Raw genomic sequence first — 26,289 nt, forward strand, 5'->3', positions numbered from 1 at the left:
ATGTCTTTTTTGCGGGATTATCAACTATTCGCCATTAAACTTCTACCAAACTTTTATCTTCGCATTTCAAGATTCTTCCCGGGAATTCTTCTACCAAATTCAAATTGTGAGTCGTCATGATAACGGCGGTTCCTGTTTCGCAGATGTGATGAAGTAACGACACGATTTGTTGCCCGGTTTGAGGATCGAGATTTCCGGTAGGCTCATCGGCCAAGATGATTTTAGGCGAATTCAATAAAGCTCTGGCTATGACGATTCGCTGCTGTTCACCCCCCGATAGCTCATGAGGCATTTTGTAAGATTTTTTGCGCATGCCCACTTGATCCAAAACTTCCGACACACGGGTGTCTATCTCTTCTCTATCTTTCCAACCGGTAGCCCTCAAAACAAAAGCAAGGTTCTCGTATACCGAACGATCGGTCAATAACTGAAAATCTTGAAACACGATACCCAGTTTTCGTCTCAAATTGGGTATCTCTTTATTTTTGAGGTGGCGAACATCGAAATCAAGCACGATTGCCTCTCCTTCATAAATAGGCAAATCGGCATACATCGTTTTCAGCAGACTACTTTTTCCACTACCCACACGTCCGATGAAATAGACAAATTCACCGCTGTATAACTCAAAATTGATGTGTTTCAATATAGTCAGTTCCTCCCGGCAAATCTGCACATCGGTATATTTGACAAGCAACTTCTTTTCCATAGCTTTTTATTGATGTCTTTTCTGTAACTCTCGAACTAAATCTTCTATGCGATGCCCTTTCGAAGTAAGCAACACAATCAAATGGTACAACAAATCCGAGGCTTCATAAATAAGACGGTCATCGGTCCCATTCGTAGCTTCGATGACTGTCTCCACAGCCTCCTCTCCCACTTTCTGTGCCATACGGTTTATCCCCGACTGAAAAAGCGAGGTTGTATATGAGCCTTGGGGCATCTCTTGTTTTCTCCGTTCTATGAAATCTTGCAAATACCCGATGAATGAAAGTGCATCTTCATTTTTTTCTCCAAAACAAGTATCCGTCCCGGTATGACATACAGGACCACACGGAGTTGCTTTAATCAAAAGCGTATCGTTATCACAGTCCGGTAGAATGGATTTCACCTCTAAGAAATTTCCGCTTTGTTCTCCTTTGGTCCACAATCGACCTTTCGTCCGACTGAAAAATGTCACTCGATTCGTATCTAAGGTTTTATGAAAAGCAGCTTCATTCATAAACCCTACCATAAGTACTTTTTGAGTAACATCGTCTTGAACAACGGCTGGAACAAGCCCACCCATTTTTTCGAAATCCAACTGTATCGTTTCTTTTTCCATAAACTTACCTCCTCACAGGAATACCACTTTCCGATAAATATTTTTTCAACTCAGGAATCGTTATCTCGCCAAAATGAAATACGCCCGCAGCCAATGCGGCATCGGCCTTGCCACGGAGAAACGCGTCTTTAAAATGCGCCTTCGTACCCGCTCCTCCCGAAGCTATGATTGGGATAGGTAATAGTCGGTGAAGTTCCAATAACGCTTCATGGGCATATCCGCTTCGAGTGCCATCATGAGTCATGCTTGTAAAGAGTATCTCACCCGCTCCCCTTTCAGCTGCTTCCAAAGCCCATTCAAAAAGCGTTCGTTGGGTAGCGACTTTTCCACCATTCAAATAACAAACCCAGTTTCCATTTTCAAAGTTAGCATCTATTGCGATAACACAAACCTGTGAACCGAATTTTTTTGCCACATCGTCTATAATTTTCGGATTTTTCAGAGCCGAAGAATTCAACGACACTTTATCCGCCCCTACATTCAATAAACGGTCTATATCTTGCAAAGAGTTGATACCGCCTCCGACAGTAAAAGGTATGTCGATACGGGAAGCCACCCGTTTCACCAAATCTGTGAACGTGCTACGACCCTCGCTCGATGCAGTTATATCGAGATAAACAAGTTCATCGGCTCCCTCTTTACTGTATATCTCGCCCAATAAAACCGGGTCGCCGGCCTCTTTGAAATCCACAAACTTCGTTCCCTTCACGGTCTTTCCGTCTTTCACGTCGAGACACGGTATAATACGTTTAGCCAACATAACTTTGATTTTTAGCGACAAACCGGGATATTTCCGACAGTAATATTTTCCCCTCGTAAATCGATTTTCCCAATATTACGGCAGGAACACCTATGGATTGCAACGACTCTATGTCGTTCCACGAAGCGACTCCCCCACTCGCAATTAGGTAAATTTCGGGAATCTCCGACAGCATGGATTCATACAAATTCACGGCACAGCCCTCCAACATACCATCTCGGCTTATATCTGTCGTTATTACTTTATAAACACCCGCCTGAGCATATTCGCGGACATACGGAATCAATTCCCACTCCGATTCTTCGAGCCACCCGTTTATTGATATTTTCCCGTCTCGGGCATCTGCACCCAAAATTATATGCTCTTTGCCATACCGATCGAGCCATTGAAGAAACAAACTACGATTCCTCACAGCGATACTTCCTCCCGTCACCATATCGGCGCCGCACTCAAATGCGATACGCAAGTCCTCGTCACTTTTTATTCCTCCGCCAAAGTCGACGGAAAGAGACGTATGAGTAGCTATTTGTTCAAGCGTCCTATAATTTACGACATGATCGGCTTTCGCACCGTCCAAATCGACCAAATGTAGCCTGTTCAATCCATTGTCTTGAAACGCTTTCGCCACTTCCAACGGATTTTCATCATATACCTTTCGACAAGAGTAATCCCCTCGCGACAACCGGACACATCGACCGTTCATTATATCTATGGCAGGAATCAGCTCGATCATAACGAAAGAAAATTTTCAAGAATTCGCATACCCACTGTACCGCTCTTTTCCACATGGAACTGGGTCGCATAAAAATTACCTTTATTTAAAGCCGCACTAAATGGAACTACATAGTTACACTCCGCCACAGAAAACTCCGATACAGGAGCATAATAACTATGTACAAAATAGGCATGGCTACCTTCGGGAATACCGGTGAACAAAGGGCCTTTCAAACAAGTCAACGCATTCCACCCCATGTGAGGTATCTTCTGTTCGGTATCTTCGGGAACAAACCGACGGACTGCCGTATCGAATATACCCAACGTGTCAACATCTCCTTCTTCGGAGTGTTTGCATAAAAGCTGCAATCCGATGCAAATAGCCAACACCGGCTGCGCGAGATCGACGATAACCCTGTCTAACCCGTGTTCTTGCAAATATTTCATCGCCGAAGAAGCCTCTCCCACTCCGGGAAAAAGAACCTTGTCGGATTGCGACAACACGTCGGGAGAATCGCTAACAACCGGCGTTACACCCAATCGGCGTAACGCACATTCGACCGAATATACATTTCCGGCATTATATTTTATGATAGAGACTTTCATAAATTATAAAATTGCCACATTTATATTTGCAAATATAAATATTTATCTACATTTTCAAAAATTATATTGACAAAACACGCACATATTGCTTATATTCTTTCTCTTTTGACAAACTATCCTTATATTTATTTTTGTTACCTTTGCGTAAAATATGAAACAGCGGAGCCACACAACCGCATATTTTAATGACATCTGCGTTATATTTGTACACGAAAAAACAATGAATACATGAGAATCTCGGGATATTGCCATAACTCATCGCCAGGAATAAAACTTATCATTCTGCTACTTTTAATTTTATGGGGAGCTCTAATCGTTGCCATTCCCATGTTTTTTGTAAAAGGCTCCAATGCATTGTTGATAGCCATGTATTTACAAAACATAGGCATGTTCATTCTCCCGGCATGGATCGCTGCGACTCTGTTTTGGGGAAATGCAGGAAAATCCCTTTATTTGAATAAAGCCCCGCGTATCATAGAATTGTTAGGGATAATCGCTTTATTCATCGTTGCGACTCCGGCTCTTAACAGAATCGTAGAATGGAATGAAGCCATGCACCTGCCCGAAGCGCTGTATAATATTGAACAATGGATGCGTCAACAAGAAAATGCTGCGACAAAGATAACCGAACAAATTCTGCAAGTAAATTCATTTTCTCATTTCTTAGCCGTCATTTTCGGGATTGGAATCCTCACCGGAATTGGCGAAGAAATGATTTTCAGAGGTGTTCTTCAACGAATCGTACAAGACAAAAATCACCGGGCACATGTAGCCGTGTGGATTTGTGCATTCCTGTTCAGTGCCATACATTTACAATTCTATGGTTTTATACCTCGATTATTATTAGGCGCATTCTTCGGATATCTATTGGTATGGAGCAAAAATCTATGGCTACCGATATTCGCCCACCTGTTCAATAACAGCACGGTCGCGAGCATTTCCTATTTTACAAATGACAAATCCCCCTATAATCTGATAGAGACGATCGGCACGAGCGGTTCTCCTACGAGCTGGCTGGCAGGAGCGAGCCTTATCGGTACGGTAATTTTATTATACGTGCTTTATAAAAAAGTTTTTGTCTCGAAATCAAAGGAATTTTTTCCGATGGAAGATAAAATTACGCCCTAAATATTTTTCCCGGACAATGGGATTTTCTGCCAGTTCCTCCGATGTGCCCTGAAAAAGTATTTTACCCTCGAATAATAAATAAGCACGGTCGGTAATACTCAGTGTTTCAGGCGCATTATGGTCGGTTATCAAAATGCCGATATTTTTTTCTTTCAGCTTATATACAATAGACTGGATATCTTCCACGGCAATAGGATCGACTCCTGCAAAAGGCTCATCGAGCATAATAAATTTAGGACTAATAGCCAAACAGCGTGCTATTTCGGTTCTACGCCTTTCACCTCCCGATAGTTGGTCTCCCAAATTTTTACGTACTTTCTGTAATCGAAACTCAGCGATTAAACTTTCCAGTTTATCCCGCTGATACTCTTTGGTGGTATGAGTCATTTCCAAGACACACCGGATATTATCTTCCACCGACAACTTGCGAAACACCGAAGCCTCTTGCGCCAAATACCCGATACCGATTTGCGCCCGTTTATAAACCGGATAATCTGTAATGTCGAGATCATTCAGATAAATATGCCCCTGATTGGGGGTTATCAATCCGGTCGTCATATAGAAAGTCGTTGTCTTTCCTGCGCCATTCGGGCCCAACAATCCCACGATTTCCCCCTGTGTAACATCTATCGACACATGGTTCACAACCGTCCGCTGACGATATTTCTTTACCAAATCTTCGGTTCGCAGCACCATATTATTTTCCGAAGATTCCAAATCCGATTGAACATTCACATGAACCTTCTCTTCGGTATTGGCAGCCACCGGTTGATGCTTAAAAAATTTGGAAAACATATTTCTACCTTTAAAATTATCTGCAAAAATAGTGAAAGGTGAGCGCAGAGGCAAGCGAAAATTGCATTTTCGACTTGACTATGCCAAACCGCATTCTATCTTCACAGAGACAAAGATATTGAAAATAGACAATCCCATCAGCCGTTTTAACGAAATAAAATGATTGAGAACTTAATTCTACTATAAAAGATAATGGCTCATCGATTCTTTTTCATTACTTTTGTTCTTCAATAATCCAATTAGCGGATATGATTATACAAGATTCATTAAAAAAGTTCGGAGATTACGTCTTGTTAATGAGACGCGTATTTACAATACCGGACCGATGGAGAGAGTTTTTCAAAAGATATATTTCCGAAATATACAAATTAGGAATAGACTCTATTCCCATCGTCATTACTATTTCCGTTTTCATCGGAGCCGTGATTGCCATACAAATGCAAAAGAATGTGGTATCGCCCATGATACCGGCCTACGCCGTAGGATTGGCTACCCGAGATGTCATCTTATTGGAATTTTCCTCTTCCATATTATGTCTGATCTTGGCCGGTAAAGTTGGGTCAAACATAGCCTCCGAAATAGGCACCATGCGGGTAACCGAGCAAATAGACGCACTTGAAATTATGGGCGTCAACTCTGCCAACCTGTTGATATTACCCAAAATCGCGGCAATGGTCTCTTTCATTCCGGTGTTAGTCGTGTTCAGTATGGCGAGTGGTATTACAGGCGGATTCCTGATAGCCCAATTCACCGACATAATTTCCGTGTCAAAATACATCTATGGACTACAAAGTTTTTTTAATGAATATTACATTTGGCAAGCCATATTCAAAGCACTCTTCTTCGCCTTTGTCATCAGTAGCGTAGCCTCGTACTATGGATACAAAGTGAAAGGCGGAGCACTCGAAGTCGGGCAAGCCAGTACCGACTCTGTCGTTGTAAGCAGCGTTATCGTTCTACTTCTCGACGTGGTTCTCACTCAAATTTTATTTTGATGATAGAAGTTAATAATATATCCAAATCATTCGACGGGAAAGTCATTCTACACAATGTCTCCGCCAAATTCTACTCTGGAAAGACAAACTTAATTATCGGGCAAAGTGGATCGGGCAAAACGGTATTGATGAAATGTATCGTTGGTCTCATGCAACCCGATAAAGGACAAGTTATTTATGACGGTAGAGACATCACTTCGATGTCGGCTTCACAAATTAAAGAACTTCGGAACGAAATAGGCATGCTATTTCAAGGCTCGGCCCTATTCGATTCAGAGACGGTATTGGGCAATGTCATGTTTCCGCTAAGAATGTTCACACGAGACACCTATGCCTCTTGTAAAAAAAGAGCGGAATTTTGTTTAGAACGTGTTAATCTAAAAGGAGTTAACGATTTGTATCCGTCGGAGATCAGCGGAGGCATGCAAAAACGCGTGGCGATAGCTCGTGCCATCGCATTGAATCCCAAATACTTATTTTGTGACGAGCCTAACTCGGGACTCGATCCGAAAACCTCTATCCTTATCGATGAATTATTAAGCGATATTACACACGAATACAATATAACGACAATCATCAATACCCACGATATGAACTCTGTAATAGGAATCGGTGAAAATATTGTCTTTATTAATAAAGGACACAGAGAGTGGGTAGGAAATCGTACCAAAATATTCACATCATCTAACGAAGCTCTGAACGACTTTGTCTTTGCGACTCGCTTATTCAAGGAAGTAAAAGGCTATATGATCGAAGAATACCGCAAACACGAATCGGCCGATGAATGAGTATAAGTATATATTTTTTGTAGGCGATTAACTCATTAAAGTCAATCGCCTTTTATTTTTTTTGAGAATATTTTGTTTTTTAATAAATATTCCCTTTCTTTGAGAAAAGAAACACCCCAATTTGCGTACTATGAAATTCTATCGAAATACCATGCTGATATTTTGTGCATTATTAGGGTTCTCAAAAAGTTCCATTGCACAATCAATGCCATTTGGAGATGATAAGTAGCCCTACTTTCAAATATTAAATAATATAATTATTATGGGCTTATTAAAAAATAGAATAATTAAAATGGGATGCGATTTTTGGATCGATACCGAAGAAGATGCTCCCTCGGTCGTAACCCGTATGACCAGTATACAACCATCGTGGGCCACAACAAAAGGCGAAATATTCAAAACAAGATACCACAAAGAAATACCCGGAAAGTTCTTTAAACAAAACCTGTGGAAATTATCCGGTACTGCCTATTTTGAAAAAGACGACCATCTGATACCTTTCAAATCGATCGATATGCTCGAAATGATCGAGAAACAGAAAAGCTCTTTCCAAAAGATTTTTAGGAACTACAAATACAAATGCCTCCTTCATTTCTGCTATACCAACCGGCATAAACTTCAATTCCGCATTCCGCCTGAACTGTGGAAGCGTATCGCACCGTACGGATTGTTGGTCGACTTCGACCTGTACCTGCTCAGTAAAAGCAAAAAAAATAACATTAACCGAATCAAGGCCGGAACCGAGATGGGCTGTACACTCTATATCGAGACCGGAAAGAATGACCCGGGTATCGTTACCGAGCTGACCGGAATATCCCCCACCCGTATCAAACGGAAAGGATACCCCGACATACCCTACACCGAGCTCGGCACTCACCCGGTCTTCGATGAGAAAAACGTCTGGTTCTACGATACGTTCGACAACCGAAAAGCATCGAAATACTTCGATCTGGTATATCAATCCAACGAAATATTGGACTTGGTAGAAAGCCGTTCAGAGTCGTTTCGAAAAGTTTTCCGCCGTTTCAAAAACAGCGGACTGATACTCCATTGCAGTATGGGACATTATAACTTCCAGTTCAGAATACGGCCCGACATGTGGAAAAGAATCGCCAAACTGAATATCCCAGTAGATTTTTATCTATACTACATAAGTACGCCTTACTTCGACGACTAAACTATCAGACACATGGGAATACAGAAGATTGAAATCGGGGATATTTTTGAAGTCCCTACGGCAATAGGAAATGCATATATCCAATACATGGCCGAAGTAGACCAAACGACATTGATACGCTTGCTTCCGGGGGTATACCATGAACCTGTCGATTTGGAAAAATTAGCACAACAAAAAGAACGATATATCTGTTTCGTTCCGTTGGGAATAGCTTTACGAAGAAAATACATTCGCAAAGTCGGCTTTTCCGAAGTCAAAAAGTTCAAAGTCCCTAAATATTTCAAAGATGTAGAAAAAGTTTGCGGAGTGTTCAAGGGGTGGGAAATTACCAATATTCAAAATAATGAATGGAGATTGGTAAAAAAACTAACAAAAAAGCAAAAAGAATATCCACCCAGCGGAATCTGGGGTATAGAATTTTTAATAGACCGTATTGAAAAAAACTGGAACCCGGAAACTTGGGAAGACGAATATACAGAACAAGAATCATAAACAGAAGATGAAAAAGGAGATAAAAGGAGAAAACGTTACAAATAAGAATCTTGTTACCATAAAAATAAAACAACGAAAAGAGCCTATCACTGGCCTTTACGTGAATCATGATAACAATTGGGTCGCTGTTTTGGAAAATACATATGACTATGTCCTCGATGGATATACATTCATCAATCGAGAGTGGATAGACCATTTTCATATCGAAACAGACAGAATAGCAGACTATATATTTTCCAACTCAAAATGGGAGCTCATAAATTCTACGCTTCTATTTCCTCCCGCTTTATTTGATAAAGATAAAGAGAAACTCGTTGAAATATGGCAACACAAAGCTCATAAATTTTGGCTTGGAGAAATAAAAAATATCAACGAACAATACATAACAATGAGGATTTTAGATAAACAAGCACAATGGATTGAATATAAAAAATTTCCTTTACAGAAGATTCGCTTTTTTCGAGTGAACACTCGTTACTCGTGCGCTTATCAAAAATATATAACGACAGACTCCACAAAAATCCCCCAATTGGAAATCTGGGAAATCAAGGTTAATAACCACAATGAAATATATAAAGGTGTGGTCATTCAAGAAAATGAAGAATGGATTATTCTTCACCAAAGTCAGAGAGATTTTAATTTCGACGGATATTTATTTATCAATAAAAATTTCATTAAACAAAAAAATATAGTTTCAACAGATAGAATTTCGGCAAAAATCCTTTCTCTAAACTATTCACCTATGTGGAAATATGAAGGAAAGGGTATAGATTGTACAAATACCATGCACATTTTCAGTACCTTCATGGAGAAAAAAGAAAACATAGCGATAGGATTGGAATCGGACGATTATATCCTTGTCGGAAAAATTTCCAAGCTCAACCGAAAATCCATTGTTCTCAATAAAATAGATGAACAGACGAACTTTATACAATCACAAAGAATCCCTTTCTCCAAAATACGTCTTATCGAATATAAGAACAATTATCTCACCTCACTAAGTAAATATGAGAATCTTTTCGCCTCCATAGATTGATGATAAATTACTACGGAAAAAGCATTAAAATTACATGCTATTATTCCCATAACTCATAGAATAAAGGAAAATTAAAAGTAATGATTACATTCGACAATAAAAAAATTAGAATGGGATGCGATTTTTGGATCGATACCGAAGAAGATGCTCCCTCGGTCGTAACCCGTATGACCAGTATACAACCCTCGTGGGCTACAACAAAAGGCGAAATATTTAGGACCATACCTAATGAAATAATGCCAAGCAGGGAAATACCCGGAAAATTCTTTAAACAAAATCTGTGGAAATTATCCGGCACTACCTATTTTGAAAAAGACGACCATCTGATACCTTTCAAATCGATCGATATGATCGAAATGATCGAGAAACAGAAAAGTTCTTTCCAAAAGATTTTTAGGAACTACAAATACAAATGCCTCCTTCATTTCTGCTATGTCAACCGGCATAAACTTCAATTCCGCATTCCACCGGAACTGTGGAGACGTATCGCACCGTACGGATTGTTGGTCGACTTCGACCTGTACCTACTCAGTAAAAGCAAGAAAAATAACATTAACCGAATCAAGACCGGAACCGAGATGGGCTGTACACTCTATATCGAGACCGGAAAGAATGACCCGGGTATCGTTACCGAGCTGACCGGAATATCCCCCACCCGTATCAAACGGAAAGGATACCCCGACATACCCTACACCGAGCCCGGCACTCACCCGGTCTTCGATGAGAAAAACGTCTGGTTCTACGACACGTTCGACAACCGAAAAGCATCGAATTATTTCGATCTGGTATATCAATCCAACGAAATATTGGACTTGATAGAAAGCCGTTCAGAGTCGTTTCGAAAAGTTTTCCGCCGTTTCAAAAACAGCGGACTGATACTCCATTGCAGTATGGGACATTATAACTTCCAGTTCAGAATACGGCCCGACATGTGGAAAAGAATCGCCAAACTGAATATCCCGGTAGATTTTTATCTATATTACATAAGTACGCCTTATTTCGACGACTAAACTATTAGACTCATGGGAACACAGAAGATTGAAATCGGGGATATTTGTGAAATCAAACAAAGAAAATGTATTTCCATAACTTGTAGAATAGAAATGGATTAAAAAAATAATAGAATTAAATGGCAGAATTTAACGATAAAATAATAGAAATGGGATGCGATTTTTGGATCGATACCGAAGAAGATGCTCCCTCGGTCGTAACCCGTATGACCGGTATACAACCCTCGTGGGCTACAACAAAAGGCGAAATATTCAGAACAAGATCACACAAAGAAATACCCGGAAAGTTCTTTAAACAAAACCTGTGGGAATTATCCGGTACTGCCTATTTTGAAAAAGACGACCATCTGATACCTTTCAAATCGATCGATATGATCGAAATGATCGAGAAACAGAAAAGCTCTTTCCAAAAGATTTTCAGGAACTACAAATACAAATGCCTCCTTCATTTCTGCTATGTCAACCGACATAAACTTCAATTCCGTATTCCACCGGAACTGTGGAGACGTATCACACCGTACGGATTGTTGGTCGACTTCGACCTGTACCTGTTCAGTAACAGCAAGAAAAATAACATTAACCGAATCAAGGCCGGAACTGAAATGGGCTGTACACTCTATATCGAGACCGGAAAGAATGACCCGGGTATCGTTACCGAGCTGACCAGAATATCCCCCACCCGTATCAAACGGAAAGGATACCCCGACATACCCTACACCGAGCTCGGCACTCACCAGGTCTTCGATGAGAAAAACGTCTGGTTCTACGATACGTTCGACAACCGAAAATCATCGAAATACTTCGATCTGGTATATCAATCCAACGAAATATTGGACTTGATAGAAAGCCGTTTAGAGTCGTTTCGAAAAGTTTTCCGCCGTTTCAAAAACAGCGGACTGATACTCCATTGCAGTATGGGACATTATAACTTCCAGTTCAGAATACGGCCCGACATGTGGAAAAGAATCGCCAAACTGAATATCCCGGTAGATTTTTATCTATATTACATAAGTACGCCTTATTTCGACGACTAAACTATTAGACTCATGGGAACACAGAAGATTGAAATCGGGGATATTTGTGAAATCAAACAAAGAGAGAAAATGTATTGTTGAATAAAATAGCCTAAAAATAAAAGTGGGATAATGTCGTTTCGGGCATTATCCCACCTTCGTTACAATTCATTCGGGTTCATCAATAATTCCATTGGCAAGCGATCATACGCAAGTTATTATCCCCGATAGTGCGCAAATCGGTTAATTGATTATACCGGCAATTGATATAAACCAAATTCGGACAAAACGATACATCGAGGACATTCAACTGGTTATTACTGCAAATCAATCGTTGTAACATGGTTCTATTGCTCAAATCGAGTGTCGAAAGGTCGTTGTACGAGCAATCGACAAAATACAGATTAGTAGTCCCGTCGAGGTTCAAAGAAGTTAAATCGTTATACGAACACACCAAATCGGCCAACGACGTACAATCGAGTACACCCAATGTCTTCATATTGTTGTCACTGCAAATAAGAGACGTAAGAGACGGTAATTTGGACAAAAGCATATTCGATATTTCGTTATCGTCGATATTCAAATTAGACAGACTGACCGTCCCGAACAGATTCAAACTGGTCAATTTATTATAACCGCAATATAGATTTTTAAGATTTTCACAACTATCGACACTCAACGATTCAAGATGACAGCCCTGAACATTCAAGCTCTGTAATTGCTGAGCTCCGTTTACATTAAGTTCCACGAACAAATTATTGGAACAATTCAGATTTTTCAAACCGGGAAGCCCGGAGAGAGACAAATCGGTCAAGCGATTTTTATAACAATCGAGCTTAATCAATGCCGGACAATTGTCTATATTCAACTCCGACAGCTTGTTCCTGCTGACATTCAATGTATTGAGCGCAGTACAGTTAGACACATTAATCTCCGTCAACTGATTGCGTGAACAATCGACTTTTTGCAAAGCCGTAAACCCATTCAAATCCAATTCTCCGGCCAATTCCTTATCCTTCCAATCGATAGAAATAGCACGGCCATCGCTCCATACTACCCCCTTCCACATTGCAGGATTCTTAATGTCGGTAATTCCCAAACGAATATAATTGGCATCTCCCTTAGCCGATTTTTGCTGCAAAAAACTTTGCAACTGTTTTACCTCTTTTTGATTGCTTTTTTGAGCGAACAATAACCCTGCGCTTCCCAGCACAATGGCTAACATAATGAAGACTCTTTTCATAACTGTTTTTATTATTTAGTACCTGTTAAAAGTTATTCGGTTTCCAAAACAGAAACTTTACAACTCTTAAACAACAGTTGTAGAAAAAAGTTCTTTTAACTTGCGAAAAGATAACGGTTATTATGGTTCAGTCAATAATTAGTGGAGATTGTTTTTTAACTCTTGTACTCGCAGATAGAGAGGAAAAAGAATATTCGTAGAGACTTTTTAGACCTTCTCCCTTGCCGTATCCCATAGCCTTACGGGGTGTTTCAATTTTTACTATCAGAGATATTTTAAAACACCTCCCCTGCCGTGCCCCGTAGCATTGCGGGGTGTGGCGAAGCAATAGGGGAGGTGTCCGCAAGGACGGAGGGGTTAACCCCCACTGCTAAAAAAACTTATGAAATCTTTCCAATCCCTCTCCTCAAAACTACCGTTCCGTCGGTATCTCCCCTATTGCTACCGCAACACAGAGGATGCAATCCATCGCATTCGTTAAAATTCCGGCCTACCCCCTCGGATTTTCTACCGAACCGTTATTATGACTTACGAATAGAGTTCTCTTCGATAACAATGCGTCGAGCTTTATACAAAGCGCCTATCGCTTTTTTAAAGCTCTTCTTGCTACACTGGAAATAATGTGCAATCTCCTCGGCGGGCGATTTATCCGAAAGCCGTAACACCCCTCCCGCTTCATTCAACTTCTGTAAAATCGATTCACACAACGGGTCTATTTTTTCATATCCCGGAAGCTGTAACATCACATCTATCTTATCATCTTCCCTCACTTGTTTTACATAAGCACGCAAGTGCTCCCCAATGGTTATAGGTCTGAAAATCTCGTTGTGATAAATCACCCCCCAATGCAAATTATCGATAATAACCTTGTATCCGAGCGGAGTCCTTTGAGTTACTATGATTTCGACAGGTTGATTCGCCTCATATTCAGGAGGGACATTGTCTAAAAATTTATCCAATTTTGCGGAAGCGACTATTCGGCCGGTAGCAAAGTCGAGATATACATATACAATATAAAACTCGCCTTGCTGCATATCCGTATTTTGTTCCCGAAACGGGACCAACAAATCTTTCGCCTCTACTCCCCAATCCAAAAATGCGCCGATTCTATTCACCGACTTTACCTGTAACCACGCAAATTCACCTACTTGTGCATACGGTTTTTGTGTCGTTGCAATAAGCCGGTCTTCCGAATCATAATAAACGAAGACATCTATCTCTCCGCCTTCACTGCATGATTGTTCCGGAACGAACTTCCGTGGTAATAAAATTTCTCCCTTCTCTCCCCCGTCGAGGTAAACGCCGAAATCGACCGTTTTAACAACTTTGAGCTTATTGAATTTTCCGACTTGTAACATATAGGTTTATTTTACACGAATCTTATTGCAAAGATAGTGCAAACGAGGGCAGAAACAAATTTATTTGGTTATGCCGAGTGCAGCCTATTCTCGCATTTTTGCAAAGATAGTGCAAACGAGGGCAGAAACAAATTTATTTGGTTATGCCGAGTGCAGCCTATTCTCGCATTTTTGCAAAGATAGTACAAACGAGGGGCAGAAAAATCATTTGGTTATGCCGAATGTAGCCCATCTTCGCGCTTATGCAAATGTACACAAATCTTTCAACAGAAATTATAAAAATCCCGAAAACCGGGTGCTCGCATAATACTATTCCTTTTTTGCTTCTTTTCCCTTGCCAAACACGACAAAAGGTGTATTTTTGTAAAAAACTTATTTATATGAAAAAAGTATCGTTATTGAGTATAATAGCATTGATAAGCTGTCTGTACTCTTGTAATTTCAAGAATAATCATTCAAATGAAACGAATGCCGATTCTGTTGTGGTGGAAAAATTAGTCATCGCAGACACCTACCATCTCTCCGGAGATACCGCAAAGCCTGCTTGTAAAGTTGTCTTGACAATGGAAATTCCTGTAAAATACAAACAAGACAGCGATTACCTTCATTTGCAAAAAATACTTTCTCCTCTAACCTTTGGAGACGAATATACGGGAGACTCCTTGAAACAAGCCGCACAAAAGGTCGTAGAGTCTCATGTGAACGCCTATAAAGAAATAGAACCCGAATTCGAAAAAGAACTGGCGAAAAGCGGAGAGGCTTATTCTTTCGAATGGGACTTCGATTACACCCTTTCTCCCGTTTACAATCGCAATGATTTCTTCTGTTACGGAATATCCTCGTCCGAATATACGGGCGGAGCCCATGGCATGTATTCGAATCGTTATTACACGATAGACCTCTCCAACTGGAAAAGAATCGGTTTAGACGATATTTTCCAGCCCGATTCATCGGATACACTTAGTTCTATCTTATTAAACCGGCTGATGAAACAACTGAATGTATCGTCACCCGACTCCCTACTGGAATTAGGCTATTTCGACACGGAAGATATCATGGCTACCGAAAACTTCTATCTGACCGATACCGGTATCTGTTGGGTATATAACCCTTACGAAATAGCTTGTTATGCGACAGGGCAAACCAGTATAGAAATACCGTTCAAAGAGATCGACAGCTATATTTTACCCGACAGCCCCGTTCGTCGTTTAATCAAATAAACAGCAAACCATGCAATATATAAAAACGTATTTCCCGAATCTGACACCGAAGCAGGAAAATCAATTTATGGCTTTGGGACAGTTATATACCGACTGGAATGCAAAGATCAATGTTATCTCTCGCAAAGACATAGAGAACTTGTACCTCCACCATATCCTGCACTCTTTGGGAATTGCCAAAACGATAAATTTCGCAGATGGTTCCGAGATTCTCGACGTGGGAACCGGAGGAGGGTTTCCCGGTATTCCCCTCGCCATACTTTTCCCGGAATGTAAATTCCATCTGATAGACCGCATCGGAAAAAAAATAAAAGTCGCCGCGAACGTCGCCGAATCCATTGATTTGGAAAATGTGACTTTCCAGCACGGAAGCGTAGAAGAAAACAAGTCCGAATACGATTTCGTGGTAAGCCGGGCGGTTATGCCCCTACCCGATCTATTGAAACTGATACGGAAAAACATAAAAAAAGAACAACGAAACGCACTTCCCAACGGACTTCTCTGTCTAAAAGGCGGTGAATTACAAAACGAACTCGTTACAGTGAAAAAGACATCGATCGTATTCGACCTGAAAGACTACTTCAAAGAAGATTATTTCGACACGAAAAAAGTCGTCTATGTGCAAATTGTAAAAAAATAGGTTCAAATGAGAATTGCCCGATTTCAATTCAACATGCTCCCGGTAAATACCTATGTTTTATGGGACACGGCCAGTAGGGAATGCGCCATCGTTGATGCCGGATGCTATTATCCGAAAGAAGAAGAAACTCTCGCCGAATTCATTGACGATAATAAGCTGACCGTAAAATATTCGTTAGCTACGCATCTGCACTTCGATCACTGTTTCGGTAATTCTTTCGTGGCAAAAAAATATGGAGTTATATTATGTGCGGCGGAAGCCGACGAATTTCTCTTACAAAATATGGTACGCCAATGCGAATCTTTCGGTATTCCGTTTCGAGGAGAAATACAGCCGATTGGGCATTATATTTCCGATAAAGACACGTTTGACCTCGGTCATGAAAAATTAAAAACGATTGCCATACCCGGGCACTCTCCGGGAAGTATGGCTTTTTATGCCCCCGATTCAGGGTTTGTACTGTCGGGCGATGCGCTTTTCCAAATGAGCATTGGAAGGACCGATTTGCCGGGAGGAAATCATCATCAGTTGGTCGAATCTATACGAACAAGATTACTCACTTTACCGAAAGAAACAATTGTATATCCCGGTCACGGACCGGAAACAGAGATCGGTATCGAACAAATCGAGAATCCCTTTTTATGAAAGGGATTCTTTATTTTCCGAATCATCTATATGATTCAATAAAAAGCGCTTTAACGATTGAATGGCTCCATGCACATTTTTCCACTGTTGAGACTTCTCATTCGGTAAACCGCTAAAATTGGCAGACTGGCTCATTTGGTCTATAATTTGTATCTGGCGCTCAGCATTCGTGTCATCGCCCATCTTCGCATAAGCGAGGGCTAATTTAAGCCTGCAATGCAGGTCGTACGAATCTTCCCGAAGCACTGTTTCAAACACAGAAACAGCCTCTTCATAATATTCGAGATGAAGGCACGCCTCGCCTTTGAGTTTCATAGTTTCCATATCGTCTTCATTCAACTCCAACGACTTGGACAAATGATAATAGGCCTCTTCGTAGTCTCCTTCCTGCAAAAGAATTTCACCTAAAAACGAATGAGCCTCATCGTCCCTACTATCAAGGCTTAAAGTATCTCTCAAATAAACAACGGCTTTCTGTATATCTCCCAATTCATAATAACAAGTAGCCAACTGATAACATATATTCGAGTTCGAAGGCTCTATATCGAGAGCCTTGTGAAAAAACTTCAACGCATTGTTGTTATCGTCCAATTTCACATAGCACTCCCCGATCAATTCATAAGCAACCGATTTTTCCTTTGTGATAGACTCATATTCAAGAAACTGTTCTATGGCCTTCTCATATTGTCCAGAGTCGTAATAACAATATCCTTTAAACGAGATTATCGACTCTTCATTTTCCTTCACCGCCAAAGCAAAATCACAAGCCTCTACCGCTTTATCATAATGTTTTAACAAAGCCTCGACTTTGGCCAAAGAAAACCAATCCTGCAACGAATAAGGGTCTTTGTCTATCAATTTATTATAAATAATGACAGATCGCTCATACTCCGAACGCTCTTCGCAGATAGCCGCCATTTCTCGAAACAGCTCCCGGCTATCGGGTAACACCTTTCCCGCTTTCTCCACGAACTCCACCAATTCATCGAAACAATCGTAATCGGTATATATATCCACGGCATCGAAACAAAAATCCTCCCGAATATCGTCGTTATCCAACATAGCAAGCAACAACGCATGGCCATCTTTCATATAACCGTCGATAAATAACAGCTCAGCCCGAATAAGTGTGGCATCAAGACTATAATCGGCCAGTTCGGACATAATTCTTTTCGCTTCATCTGCTCTATCGAGATAAAGCATATAACGAGCCTCTTTGAGCTTCAAATCCACATTGTCGGGGTGAAGATTCAACCCGAACTCAATAGCGTGCAACGCTTTGGACAACTGCCCTTTGGACTCATAATAATCCGAGATTTCATCTATCTCGTCGGTATCGAAATAACAACTAACTGTCCCGCGCAACATTTCTTCGTAGCGGTCTATGAGTTCATTCGGCTTTTTAACTGACATCGCAGATTCAGATAAAAACTGTCGAATCCCTTATACATAAGGAACCCGACAGTATAGAAAATAAATTTATACTTTACTTCGATTTTAATTTTTCCCAGCTGTCTTTCAAAGATACGGTCCTATTGAACACCAAATGTCCATCGGTCGAATCCGGATCCACACAAAAATATCCTGTACGCTGGAATTGATATCGATTGCCGGGCTTGGCATTCTCGGCCAAGTAAGGCTCGATACGGCAATTATCGACGATTTTTAGAGAATCGGGATTTAATAATTCTCTGAAATCTATATCTTTCTCCTCTGCCGGATTTTCTACATTGAATAGCCGGTCATACAACCTGACTTCTGCCGTCGAACTATATTCTGCCGATACCCAATGTAACGTACCTTTCACTTTGCGCATACTTCCCGGCATACCGCTTCGTGTATCGGGATCGTATTCACAATAAATTTCTTCTACGTTTCCATCGGAATCTTTTTTAATTCCGGTGCACTTGATTATATATGCCGACTTCAATCTCACTTCCTGATCGGGAGCTAAACGGAAGAATTTTTTGGGAGGATTTTCCATAAAATCGTCCCTCTCTATGTATAGCTCTCGGGTGAAAGGTATTTGATGGGTTCCTGCCTCCGGGTCTTCGGGATTATTTTCGGTTTCCAAATATTCCACTTTATTTTCCGGATAATTGGTAATAATCAATTTAACAGGATTAAGAACTGCCGATACACGGATCGCTGTTTTATTCAGATCTTCCCGGATACTATGTTCGAGTAAAGAAACACTGATGATTCCGTCGTATTTTGTATAACCTATTTTCTGTATAAAATTCTTTATGGATTCAGGCGTATATCCACGACGGCGCAATCCGCAAATCGTCGGCATACGAGGATCGTCCCAGCCGGCAACCAGACCCTCTTTTACCAACTGTAAAAGTTTCCGTTTACTCATCACCGTATAGGTCAAATTCAAACGGTTGAACTCTATCTGGCGAGGGCAATAACTATCGTCGGCCAATTCCTTTACAAAATACTCATATAAAGGACGATGTACCTCGAACTCCAAGGTACAAATCGAATGAGTCACCCCTTCGAAATAATCCGATTGCCCATGTGCGAAATCATACATGGGATATACATTCCATTTCGTTCCGGTACGATGATGAGGATGCTTGATGATACGGTACATGATAGGATCGCGGAAGTGCATATTGGGAGAAGCCATGTCTATCTTCGCGCGCAAGACAAAACGGCCTTCCTCGAATTCGCCCTTATTCATTCGCTCGAACAAATCGAGATTTTCCTCTACGCTTCTATTCCGATAAGGGCTTTCTATTCCCGGCTGTGTAGGAGTACCCTTTTGGCGGGCTATCTCTTCCGAAGATTGTTCGTCGACATAGGCTTTACCCTCCTTGATTAAACGAATGGCCAAGTCCCATAACTTGGGAAAGTAATCGGATGCATAATACAACCGGTCTCCCCAATCGAACCCCAACCAATGAATATCTTCCATTATGGAGTCTACATATTCTACGTCCTCCTTCACCGGATTGGTATCGTCAAACCGCAAATTACATGTACCTCCGAACTTTTCGGCAATTCCGAAATCCATACAGATCGCTTTCGCATGCCCTATATGCAGATAACCGTTAGGCTCTGGCGGGAAACGCGTATTCAAACGGCCGCCATTCTTTCCGGCTTTCAAATCGGCTTCAACTATCTGTTCTATGAAATTAAGACTTTTCTTGTCTTCTATCTCATTGTTAGTTTCAATCTGTGTCATAAATGCGCATTATTTATAAGTGCGCAAATATACGAAAAGCTAAGAGAAGGACAAAATGAACGAGTATTTTTCATACCAAACCCAACCGTCCATTTTACTTTTCCCATACACGAAACTTCTATTCAAAAAAATGGAAACGATATGGCAACATACAAGAAAAGTGAAATAACCATAGTCCTTCATCAAATCCAGTTCATCTCTGTATAATATCGCATTAAATTATCTATCGCATTCTGTAAATCGATGTGTAACTGATGCGTCATACAATGAATACGGATTCTTCCATGAATATTCATTTTAGCCAATAAAAGCGACGAAAAGGCCTCTTTTCTTATCTTTTCACCGAGCTTATTGTTAAATCCCACAGTGACACTGTCTTCATGCTTGGCTACATACCCCAATAATTCTTCCGAAACTTGGGATTCCCCTGCCTGCTTCTTTATAGCCCAAACTTCATAATGATAATCGTCATTAACGGTAGCGACATACGGTGGAACCGCCGTCTGAAACATTTTCTTCACTTCTTTATAAACACTATTCACAGCTTCCATAATTTTTATTTTAGTTATTCATAATACACCCGAATCACATGTATTGTTCAACGATAAATAATGTATATCATCTGTCTTTTTATTACATTTGCAACGTTTTATAAATCATAAAGCGTGATATATCCACAAAATTTCGAACAAAAAATAGGATTCGACCAAATTCGATCGCTCATTAAAGAAAAATGTCTCAGCACATTGGGTATCGATTATACCGATAGAATGACGTTTTCTACCGGTTACGAATCTATACGGGAACAACTGAATCAAACATGGGAATTTGTACGCATTCTTGAAAATGCCGATGACTTTCCCGCCGATTTCTTTTTCGATGTACGACCGTCGATAAAACGAGTTCGTATAGAAGGAACCTCTTTGGAAGAAGCCGAATTATTCGACCTGCGGAGGTCGCTCGACACCATACAACGCATTATCCGATTTTTATATCCCGGAGAAGAGGAAGAAATCAAATACCCTTATCTATATAAACTGTCGAAAGAGATAAGTTCTTTTCCCGATTTAATCAAACGAATCGATCTCATTCTCGATAAGTTCGGACATATCAAAGACAATGCCTCCCCCCAACTGGCTCACATTCGCAGTAATATATCCTCCACGTTATCTGGTATATCCCGAAGTCTGAATGCAATACTGAGGACTGCCCAGAGCGAAGGATTCGTAGATAAAGAAGTCAGCCCCACTATGCGAGACGGACGCTTGGTCATACCGGTAGCACCTTCGTACAAACGAAAAATCAGGGGTATCGTACACGACGAATCGGCTAGCGGAAAGACCATATTCATCGAACCTGCCGAAGTTGTGGAAGCGAACAATCGAGTTAGGGAACTCGAAAACGAAGAACGTCGAGAAATCACACGTATTTTAACATCGTTTACCGACGAACTTCGTCCGGCTATCGATGAAATCATCTACTCCTATGAATTCCTCGCCGAAATCGACTTTATTCGGGCGAAAGCCCTCTTTGCCGAGGAAATAGGCGGAGTCTTACCCACTTTTGGAAATACTCGGCAAATCGAATGGTTTCACGCCGTACACCCCTTGCTTTACCTATCGTTGAAACGGCAAGGGAAAACAATCGTACCACTCGATTTGACGTTAGACGAAAAGAACAGAATACTGCTCATCTCCGGCCCGAATGCCGGGGGAAAATCGGTCTGTCTCAAAACCGTCGGGCTTTTACAATATATGTTGCAATGCGGACTGTTGGTTCCCATGCACGACAATTCCCGAACCGGCATATTCAAGGATATATTTATCGACATCGGCGACGAGCAATCCATCGAAGACGATTTAAGTACATATAGTTCGCACCTCACACACATGAAGTATTTCGTACGTAATGCGAATGAGAACAGCCTTTTACTTATCGACGAATTCGGCGGGGGAACCGAACCGCAAATCGGAGGAGCCATAGCAGAAGCATTATTGGACCGATTCAACCAAAAACATGCCTATGGAATCATCACGACCCACTATCAAAACTTGAAACACTTTGCCGAAGATTCAGAAGGAATCATAAACGGAGCCATGCTTTATGACCGCCATCTGATGCAACCCTTGTTCAAACTATCCATTGGCAATCCGGGGAGTTCGTTCGCCATTGAAATCGCCCGTAAGATAGGACTTCCCGAAGAAGTAATCGCTGCCGCATCAGAAAAAGTAGGTTCGGCATACATAAATATGGATAAATATTTGCAAGACATCGTTCGGGACAAACGCTACTGGGAAAGTAAACGGCAGAACATACGCCAACGGGAGAAAAAGCTCGAAGAACTAACCGCCCGGTATGAAGCCGATTTGATCGCTTTGGAAAAACAACGCAAGGAACTGTTGAAACAAGCGAAAGGAGATGCGGCCCAACTTCTCGCAGAAGCCAATGCACGTATCGAAAACACGATACGGGAAATTAAAGAGGCGCAAGCAGAGAAAGAAAAAACCCGCATAGCCCGGCAGAAATTTGAACAATTCAAAACCGAATTGGAAGAAACCCCGACCGTCGACGACAAAATCAGCAAAAAACTCAAACAGATCAACGACCGGAAAAAACGGAAACAACAAAAAAGAGAAGAAAGCAATCTACAACCTACCGCTCACACCGTTTTAATGAAAGGCGACTCCGTTCGCTTGAAAGGCCAAAATTCTGTGGGTGAAGTCCTTTCCGTCAACGGTAATGAAATTACCGTCGCTTTCGGACTGCTGAAATCGACCGTCAAAGCCGACCGCTTGGAAAAGGTCAGCAAAAACCAAATCAAAAAAGAAAATTCGAAAGCCACTTTTATCAGTTCGCAAACAACCGACGATATGAGGGAAAAGCAACTGAATTTCAAGCAAGAAATCGATGTGAGAGGCATGCGGGCCGACGAAGCGTTACAAGCTGTTACCTATTTCATAGACGATGCCATACAAGTAGGTTGTACTCGCGTACGCATTCTGCATGGCACTGGAACTGGCGTTCTTCGACAAGTCATCAGACAATACCTCAAAACTGTACCGGGAGTCTCCCACTTCCAAGACGAACACGTCCAGTTGGGAGGAGCCGGTATTACGGTCGTGGAACTAAACTGAAAAAAGGAGGAGCGAGCCACCTTAGAAGCTGTTTTAAATTTATTCCGAGACAGGGGCGCAATATGGCCGGAACATACCTGCTTGCAATGATAATATTATTTCTCAATAAATTTAAAACAACTTCTTAGTCAGGCAATTCCTCTCCCCTTCCTATTTCCTATAAATCGTAAACTTCATCGACCGTATAATTGAGAAAATCGTTCAGCGGTTTCATGATGTGAAAATCATGAGCCGCTTTTTCGATCCAATCGGGCGAACCGAAAAAATCATCAGGCTTCACATTCACCACCACATAATCTTTTCGTTTAAGCCATGCGGCTTGTTCGCAATCCCGTGGAAACGGTCGGGGAACGATTTTCAAAGTTTCCCCCACCCAGTCCCGATACAACGATTTAAACTCTTTGTTTTCCACAATATCTTTCAGCTCGTCATAATTATCGTAAACCGCTTGGCGCAGAGCTTTCAACAATTTGGGTTCCGGACACCAAATGCCCCCGCTCAACAGACAATTCCCCGGTTCGAAATGGAAATAATACCCGGCACGCAAACTTTTACGGCCACCCTTCGCTATATAAGCGGACATATACGATTTATACGGAGTTTTATCCGGCGAGAAACGAATATCACGATAAATGCGATACATACAGTTCTTAGCCTCCAACCCCACGATATCTTCGTCGAACTGCGATATTTGCTGTATAAGTTCTTGGATTTTCTCAACAAACAAAGGACGCAACCGATCATACTCTTCCTTATGAGCTTGAAACCATTCTCTATTGTTGTTTTCTCTCAATCGGGACAAATAATCCAATATTTCTTTCATCTTCTCAGTGTTTATACCGTAACAAATGTACAAGTTTTTTTACTTTCTTCCTCGCATAAATTTTCATTTTGTAATATAATTATCAAAAACGCCGCCTAAGTTATCGGCTATATTTGCATTTTTTATTAACTTGCCACGTTTTTAAGAAAAAGCAATACACAAAAAATAAAAATATAATATGGAAACAAACGAAAAACAACCTGTCGATTTGCCCGAAAACGCATTTCGGGAATTAAAACCGGGCGAAGAGTACAAACCCATTCTTTCGCCCGAAAAAGTCTATCCTGAAGTCAATGCATGGTCAGTCTCGTGGGGTATTGTCATGGCTGTTATCTTCTCGGCCGCTGCAGCATTTTTAGGTTTGAAAGTCGGCCAAGTATTCGAGGCCGCCATACCTATCGCCATAATAGCCGTAGGACTATCGGGAGCCGCTAAACGGAAAAACGCATTGGGCGAGAATGTAATTATCCAGTCCATCGGAGCCTGTTCAGGAGTGATTGTCGCCGGTGCTATCTTCACTTTGCCGGCTCTATACATTTTACAAGCCAAATACCCCGAACTGACCGTGAACTTTATGGAAGTATTCATGAGTTCGCTGCTAGGCGGTATATTGGGTATCTTGTTTCTCATTCCGTTCCGCAAATATTTCGTTTCGGATATGCACGGGAAATATCCCTTCCCCGAAGCTACGGCTACGACTCAGGTACTTGTTTCGGGAGAAAAAGCCGGTAATCAAGCCAAGCCTTTGATTCTGGCAGGATTGGTGGGTGGTCTGTACGATTTTTGCCTCTCGACGTTCGGCTGGTGGAGCGAAGTGCTTACCACCCGCATTTTACCGTGGGGAACAGAAATCGCCAACCAAGCGAAAATGGTATTTAAAGTGAATACAGGCGCAGCCGTGTTAGGACTCGGATACATTGTCGGCTTGAAATACTGCTTGATTATTTGTTCCGGCTCTCTTTTCGTTTGGTTCGTCATCATTCCTCTGCTGGGCAGCATACCCGGTAGCGAATTAGCTGCGGCTGCTCCCGAACAGATATTTACCGATTACGGCCGGTACATAGGTATCGGCGGTATAGCTATGGCGGGAGTGATAGGTATTATCCGCTCTTGGGGTATCATTAAAGGAGCCGTAGGACTGGCTACAAAAGAATTTTCGGGGAAAAATAAGGGAGCGATAGAGGATCAAGCCCCCCGCACACAACGAGACCTCTCTATGAAATTCATCATCTCGGCTGCCGTATTCGCCTTGATTATCACATTCCTGTTCTTCTATTTGGGAGTTATCAATAATTTCATGCAAGCAACGGTCGCTTTCTTGGTAGTCGCCGGAATTTCATTCCTGTTCACCACCGTAGCGGCAAATGCTATCGCTATCGTGGGAACGAACCCCGTTTCGGGAATGACACTGATGACACTGATTCTAGCGTCGGTTATCCTTGTGGCGGTCGGACTTAAAGGGACAAGCGGAATGGTTGCCGCGTTGGTTATCGGCGGTGTGGTCTGTACGGCGCTCTCGATGGCCGGCGGATTCATTACCGACTTGAAAATAGGTTACTGGATAGGCTCTACTCCTCGCAAACAAGAGACTTGGAAATTCCTCGGTACACTCGTCTCTGCCGCAACCGTAGGAGGTGTTATCCTCATTCTGAACAAATCGTACGGATTCTCCGGGGAAAACGCTTTGGTAGCACCTCAGGCCAATGCTATGGCGGCAGTTATCGAGCCCCTCATGATGGGACAAGGCGCACCGTGGATGCTCTATGGAATCGGTGCTATTCTTGCCGTTCTGCTGACATGGCTGAATGTCCCGGCTTTGGCGTTCGCTTTGGGTATGTTCATTCCGTTGGAACTAAATACACCTTTGGTCATCGGAGGACTTATCAGTTGGTATGTAGGCAGCCGTTCAAAAGATACCGCTCTGAACAAAGCCCGTTTGGATAAAGGCACATTATTGGCTTCGGGATTCATTGCCGGCGGTGCGCTCATGGGAGTCGTCAGTGCGGGAATGAAGTTTGCAGGATTCGAGTATACCCACGATTTGAGTGAAGCGACTCTGCAAACTGTCGGATTGATTATGTATTTGCTGCTCATTGCCTTTTTAACCATATCGAGCATGAAAGCAAAAAAACAAGATTAGAAACTTCTTGATGTGAATCATAAAAACGGATTGAGATATTAAAATTTCAATCCGTTTT

Annotated in this window: 25 protein-coding genes; 13 read left to right on the forward strand and 12 right to left on the reverse strand. The window is 41.6% G+C overall.

Going from position 1 to position 26,289, the window contains the following annotated elements:
- Positions 1-34: 34 nt before the first annotated feature.
- Genes NBH06_RS03455 through hisH form a run of 5 tightly spaced genes read right to left on the reverse strand, consistent with a single transcriptional unit; the run spans position 35 to position 3,401 of the window.
- The gene (locus NBH06_RS03455) at positions 35-706 is read right to left on the reverse strand and encodes a cell division ATP-binding protein FtsE (protein ID WP_008862034.1); all 672 of its coding nucleotides are present in this window, start codon (positions 704-706) and stop codon (positions 35-37) included.
- 6 nt (positions 707-712) lie between these two features.
- The gene (gene hisIE, locus NBH06_RS03460) at positions 713-1,306 is read right to left on the reverse strand and encodes a bifunctional phosphoribosyl-AMP cyclohydrolase/phosphoribosyl-ATP diphosphatase HisIE (protein ID WP_155012768.1); all 594 of its coding nucleotides are present in this window, start codon (positions 1,304-1,306) and stop codon (positions 713-715) included.
- Positions 1,307-1,325: 19 nt separating this feature from the next.
- Complete coding sequence (gene hisF, locus NBH06_RS03465) at positions 1,326-2,081, reverse strand: imidazole glycerol phosphate synthase subunit HisF (protein WP_195492918.1); 756 nt, start codon at positions 2,079-2,081, stop codon at positions 1,326-1,328.
- Positions 2,071-2,814, reverse strand: coding sequence for a 1-(5-phosphoribosyl)-5-[(5-phosphoribosylamino)methylideneamino]imidazole-4-carboxamide isomerase (gene hisA, locus NBH06_RS03470; RefSeq protein WP_155012478.1), 744 nt, complete (start codon positions 2,812-2,814; stop codon positions 2,071-2,073). Before hisA ends, hisF begins: the two co-directional genes overlap by 11 nt.
- Positions 2,811-3,401 (reverse strand): imidazole glycerol phosphate synthase subunit HisH, encoded by a 591-nt coding sequence (gene hisH, locus NBH06_RS03475; protein WP_195492919.1) that lies wholly within the window; start codon positions 3,399-3,401, stop codon positions 2,811-2,813. Before hisH ends, hisA begins: the two co-directional genes overlap by 4 nt.
- Before the next feature lie 228 nt (positions 3,402-3,629).
- On the opposite strand from hisH, the gene NBH06_RS03480 reads away from it, so the two are divergent.
- Positions 3,630-4,529, forward strand: coding sequence for a CPBP family intramembrane glutamic endopeptidase (locus NBH06_RS03480; protein WP_195492920.1), 900 nt, complete (start codon positions 3,630-3,632; stop codon positions 4,527-4,529).
- Here NBH06_RS03480 and lptB read toward each other — a convergent pair.
- Entirely contained in the window at positions 4,488-5,225 is a 738-nt protein-coding gene (lptB, locus tag NBH06_RS03485; protein WP_394368602.1) for an LPS export ABC transporter ATP-binding protein, read from the reverse strand. The genes NBH06_RS03480 and lptB overlap by 42 nt on opposite strands.
- Before the next feature lie 353 nt (positions 5,226-5,578).
- On the opposite strand from lptB, the gene NBH06_RS03490 reads away from it, so the two are divergent.
- The 7 genes from NBH06_RS03490 to NBH06_RS03520 all read left to right on the forward strand — a co-directional run bounded on the left by NBH06_RS03490 (position 5,579) and on the right by NBH06_RS03520 (position 11,856).
- The gene (locus tag NBH06_RS03490; protein WP_087879925.1) at positions 5,579-6,319 is read left to right on the forward strand and encodes an MlaE family ABC transporter permease; all 741 of its coding nucleotides are present in this window, start codon (positions 5,579-5,581) and stop codon (positions 6,317-6,319) included.
- On the forward strand, positions 6,319-7,107 hold the full coding sequence (locus NBH06_RS03495; RefSeq protein WP_195492922.1) for an ABC transporter ATP-binding protein: 789 nt from the start codon (positions 6,319-6,321) through the stop codon (positions 7,105-7,107). Before NBH06_RS03490 ends, NBH06_RS03495 begins: the two co-directional genes overlap by 1 nt.
- 292 nt (positions 7,108-7,399) lie before the next feature.
- Positions 7,400-8,284 (forward strand): DUF4279 domain-containing protein, encoded by an 885-nt coding sequence (locus NBH06_RS03500; RefSeq protein WP_250792788.1) that lies wholly within the window; start codon positions 7,400-7,402, stop codon positions 8,282-8,284.
- Positions 8,285-8,296: 12 nt separating this feature from the next.
- Positions 8,297-8,776: a hypothetical protein gene (locus NBH06_RS03505; protein ID WP_195555362.1), complete on the forward strand. Its 480-nt coding sequence runs from the start codon at positions 8,297-8,299 to the stop codon at positions 8,774-8,776.
- Between the two features lie 7 nt (positions 8,777-8,783).
- Complete coding sequence (locus NBH06_RS03510) at positions 8,784-9,812, forward strand: hypothetical protein (protein WP_250792789.1); 1,029 nt, start codon at positions 8,784-8,786, stop codon at positions 9,810-9,812.
- Positions 9,813-9,922: 110 nt separating this feature from the next.
- A complete protein-coding gene (locus tag NBH06_RS03515) occupies positions 9,923-10,822 on the forward strand; it encodes a DUF4279 domain-containing protein (protein WP_250792791.1) in 900 nt (299 codons plus the stop codon).
- Between the two features lie 119 nt (positions 10,823-10,941).
- The gene (locus NBH06_RS03520) at positions 10,942-11,856 is read left to right on the forward strand and encodes a DUF4279 domain-containing protein (RefSeq protein WP_250792792.1); all 915 of its coding nucleotides are present in this window, start codon (positions 10,942-10,944) and stop codon (positions 11,854-11,856) included.
- A gap of 160 nt (positions 11,857-12,016) precedes the next feature.
- On the opposite strand, the gene NBH06_RS03525 is transcribed toward NBH06_RS03520, so the two are convergent.
- Complete coding sequence (locus tag NBH06_RS03525) at positions 12,017-13,078, reverse strand: leucine-rich repeat domain-containing protein (protein WP_008862017.1); 1,062 nt, start codon at positions 13,076-13,078, stop codon at positions 12,017-12,019.
- A 521-nt stretch (positions 13,079-13,599) separates the two neighbouring features.
- A complete protein-coding gene (locus tag NBH06_RS03530) occupies positions 13,600-14,436 on the reverse strand; it encodes a CvfB family protein (protein WP_008862015.1) in 837 nt (278 codons plus the stop codon).
- Positions 14,437-14,816: 380 nt separating this feature from the next.
- Between NBH06_RS03530 and NBH06_RS03535 the strand changes: the two genes are divergently transcribed.
- Genes NBH06_RS03535 through NBH06_RS03545 form a run of 3 tightly spaced genes read left to right on the forward strand, consistent with a single transcriptional unit; the run spans position 14,817 to position 16,941 of the window.
- A complete protein-coding gene (locus NBH06_RS03535; protein ID WP_215664683.1) occupies positions 14,817-15,656 on the forward strand; it encodes a DUF3298 and DUF4163 domain-containing protein in 840 nt (279 codons plus the stop codon).
- Positions 15,657-15,666: 10 nt separating this feature from the next.
- Positions 15,667-16,296 carry a 16S rRNA (guanine(527)-N(7))-methyltransferase RsmG gene (rsmG, locus tag NBH06_RS03540; protein ID WP_008862013.1) on the forward strand — a complete coding sequence of 210 codons (630 nt, stop codon included), beginning with the start codon at positions 15,667-15,669 and terminating at the stop codon, positions 16,294-16,296.
- Positions 16,297-16,302: 6 nt separating this feature from the next.
- Positions 16,303-16,941 (forward strand): MBL fold metallo-hydrolase, encoded by a 639-nt coding sequence (locus NBH06_RS03545; RefSeq protein ID WP_250792793.1) that lies wholly within the window; start codon positions 16,303-16,305, stop codon positions 16,939-16,941.
- Here the strand turns inward: NBH06_RS03545 and NBH06_RS03550 are convergent.
- The 3 genes from NBH06_RS03550 to NBH06_RS03560 form a co-directional block, all read right to left on the reverse strand.
- Positions 16,936-18,354: a tetratricopeptide repeat protein gene (locus tag NBH06_RS03550; RefSeq protein WP_250792795.1), complete on the reverse strand. Its 1,419-nt coding sequence runs from the start codon at positions 18,352-18,354 to the stop codon at positions 16,936-16,938. The genes NBH06_RS03545 and NBH06_RS03550 overlap by 6 nt on opposite strands.
- A gap of 73 nt (positions 18,355-18,427) precedes the next feature.
- Positions 18,428-20,134, reverse strand: coding sequence for a glutamine--tRNA ligase/YqeY domain fusion protein (locus NBH06_RS03555; protein ID WP_250792796.1), 1,707 nt, complete (start codon positions 20,132-20,134; stop codon positions 18,428-18,430).
- A gap of 182 nt (positions 20,135-20,316) precedes the next feature.
- Complete coding sequence (locus tag NBH06_RS03560) at positions 20,317-20,685, reverse strand: hypothetical protein (RefSeq protein ID WP_250792797.1); 369 nt, start codon at positions 20,683-20,685, stop codon at positions 20,317-20,319.
- 114 nt (positions 20,686-20,799) lie between these two features.
- Between NBH06_RS03560 and NBH06_RS03565 the strand changes: the two genes are divergently transcribed.
- On the forward strand, positions 20,800-23,268 hold the full coding sequence (locus NBH06_RS03565) for an endonuclease MutS2 (protein WP_250792799.1): 2,469 nt from the start codon (positions 20,800-20,802) through the stop codon (positions 23,266-23,268).
- A gap of 157 nt (positions 23,269-23,425) precedes the next feature.
- Here NBH06_RS03565 and NBH06_RS03570 read toward each other — a convergent pair whose 3' ends face one another.
- The gene (locus tag NBH06_RS03570; RefSeq protein ID WP_195632194.1) at positions 23,426-24,091 is read right to left on the reverse strand and encodes a DUF2461 domain-containing protein; all 666 of its coding nucleotides are present in this window, start codon (positions 24,089-24,091) and stop codon (positions 23,426-23,428) included.
- A gap of 178 nt (positions 24,092-24,269) precedes the next feature.
- Between NBH06_RS03570 and NBH06_RS03575 the strand changes: the two genes are divergently transcribed.
- Complete coding sequence (locus NBH06_RS03575; protein ID WP_046415874.1) at positions 24,270-26,231, forward strand: OPT family oligopeptide transporter; 1,962 nt, start codon at positions 24,270-24,272, stop codon at positions 26,229-26,231.
- Positions 26,232-26,289: the final 58 nt, after the last annotated feature.

Origin of the sequence: Barnesiella sp. B2-R-119, assembly GCF_023656675.1 — a bacterium.
GTDB lineage: Bacteria > Bacteroidota > Bacteroidia > Bacteroidales > Barnesiellaceae > Barnesiella > Barnesiella intestinihominis.

Bases quoted from the DNA above. Each gene is read 5' to 3' on its own strand.
- NBH06_RS03550 (WP_250792795.1), bottom strand. From the start codon at position 18,354: ATGTCAGTTAAAAAGCCGAATGAACTCATAGACCGCTACGAAGAAATG.
- NBH06_RS03525 (WP_008862017.1), bottom strand. From the start codon at position 13,078: ATGAAAAGAGTCTTCATTATGTTAGCCATTGTGCTGGGAAGCGCAGGG.
- lptB (WP_394368602.1), bottom strand. From the start codon at position 5,225: ATGGTGCTGCGAACCGAAGATTTGGTAAAGAAATATCGTCAGCGGACG.
- hisH (WP_195492919.1), bottom strand. From the start codon at position 3,401: ATGAAAGTCTCTATCATAAAATATAATGCCGGAAATGTATATTCGGTC.
- NBH06_RS03530 (WP_008862015.1), bottom strand. From the start codon at position 14,436: ATGTTACAAGTCGGAAAATTCAATAAGCTCAAAGTTGTTAAAACGGTC.
- NBH06_RS03560 (WP_250792797.1), bottom strand. From the start codon at position 20,685: ATGGAAGCTGTGAATAGTGTTTATAAAGAAGTGAAGAAAATGTTTCAG.
- NBH06_RS03455 (WP_008862034.1), bottom strand. From the start codon at position 706: ATGGAAAAGAAGTTGCTTGTCAAATATACCGATGTGCAGATTTGCCGG.
- NBH06_RS03500 (WP_250792788.1), top strand. From the start codon at position 7,400: ATGGGATGCGATTTTTGGATCGATACCGAAGAAGATGCTCCCTCGGTC.
- NBH06_RS03555 (WP_250792796.1), bottom strand. From the start codon at position 20,134: ATGACACAGATTGAAACTAACAATGAGATAGAAGACAAGAAAAGTCTT.
- NBH06_RS03495 (WP_195492922.1), top strand. From the start codon at position 6,319: ATGATAGAAGTTAATAATATATCCAAATCATTCGACGGGAAAGTCATT.
- NBH06_RS03545 (WP_250792793.1), top strand. From the start codon at position 16,303: ATGAGAATTGCCCGATTTCAATTCAACATGCTCCCGGTAAATACCTAT.
- NBH06_RS03480 (WP_195492920.1), top strand. From the start codon at position 3,630: ATGAGAATCTCGGGATATTGCCATAACTCATCGCCAGGAATAAAACTT.
- rsmG (WP_008862013.1), top strand. From the start codon at position 15,667: ATGCAATATATAAAAACGTATTTCCCGAATCTGACACCGAAGCAGGAA.
- hisA (WP_155012478.1), bottom strand. From the start codon at position 2,814: ATGATCGAGCTGATTCCTGCCATAGATATAATGAACGGTCGATGTGTC.
- NBH06_RS03515 (WP_250792791.1), top strand. From the start codon at position 9,923: ATGGGATGCGATTTTTGGATCGATACCGAAGAAGATGCTCCCTCGGTC.
- NBH06_RS03575 (WP_046415874.1), top strand. From the start codon at position 24,270: ATGGAAACAAACGAAAAACAACCTGTCGATTTGCCCGAAAACGCATTT.
- NBH06_RS03520 (WP_250792792.1), top strand. From the start codon at position 10,942: ATGGCAGAATTTAACGATAAAATAATAGAAATGGGATGCGATTTTTGG.
- NBH06_RS03510 (WP_250792789.1), top strand. From the start codon at position 8,784: ATGAAAAAGGAGATAAAAGGAGAAAACGTTACAAATAAGAATCTTGTT.
- NBH06_RS03535 (WP_215664683.1), top strand. From the start codon at position 14,817: ATGAAAAAAGTATCGTTATTGAGTATAATAGCATTGATAAGCTGTCTG.
- NBH06_RS03505 (WP_195555362.1), top strand. From the start codon at position 8,297: ATGGGAATACAGAAGATTGAAATCGGGGATATTTTTGAAGTCCCTACG.
- NBH06_RS03570 (WP_195632194.1), bottom strand. From the start codon at position 24,091: ATGAAAGAAATATTGGATTATTTGTCCCGATTGAGAGAAAACAACAAT.
- hisF (WP_195492918.1), bottom strand. From the start codon at position 2,081: ATGTTGGCTAAACGTATTATACCGTGTCTCGACGTGAAAGACGGAAAG.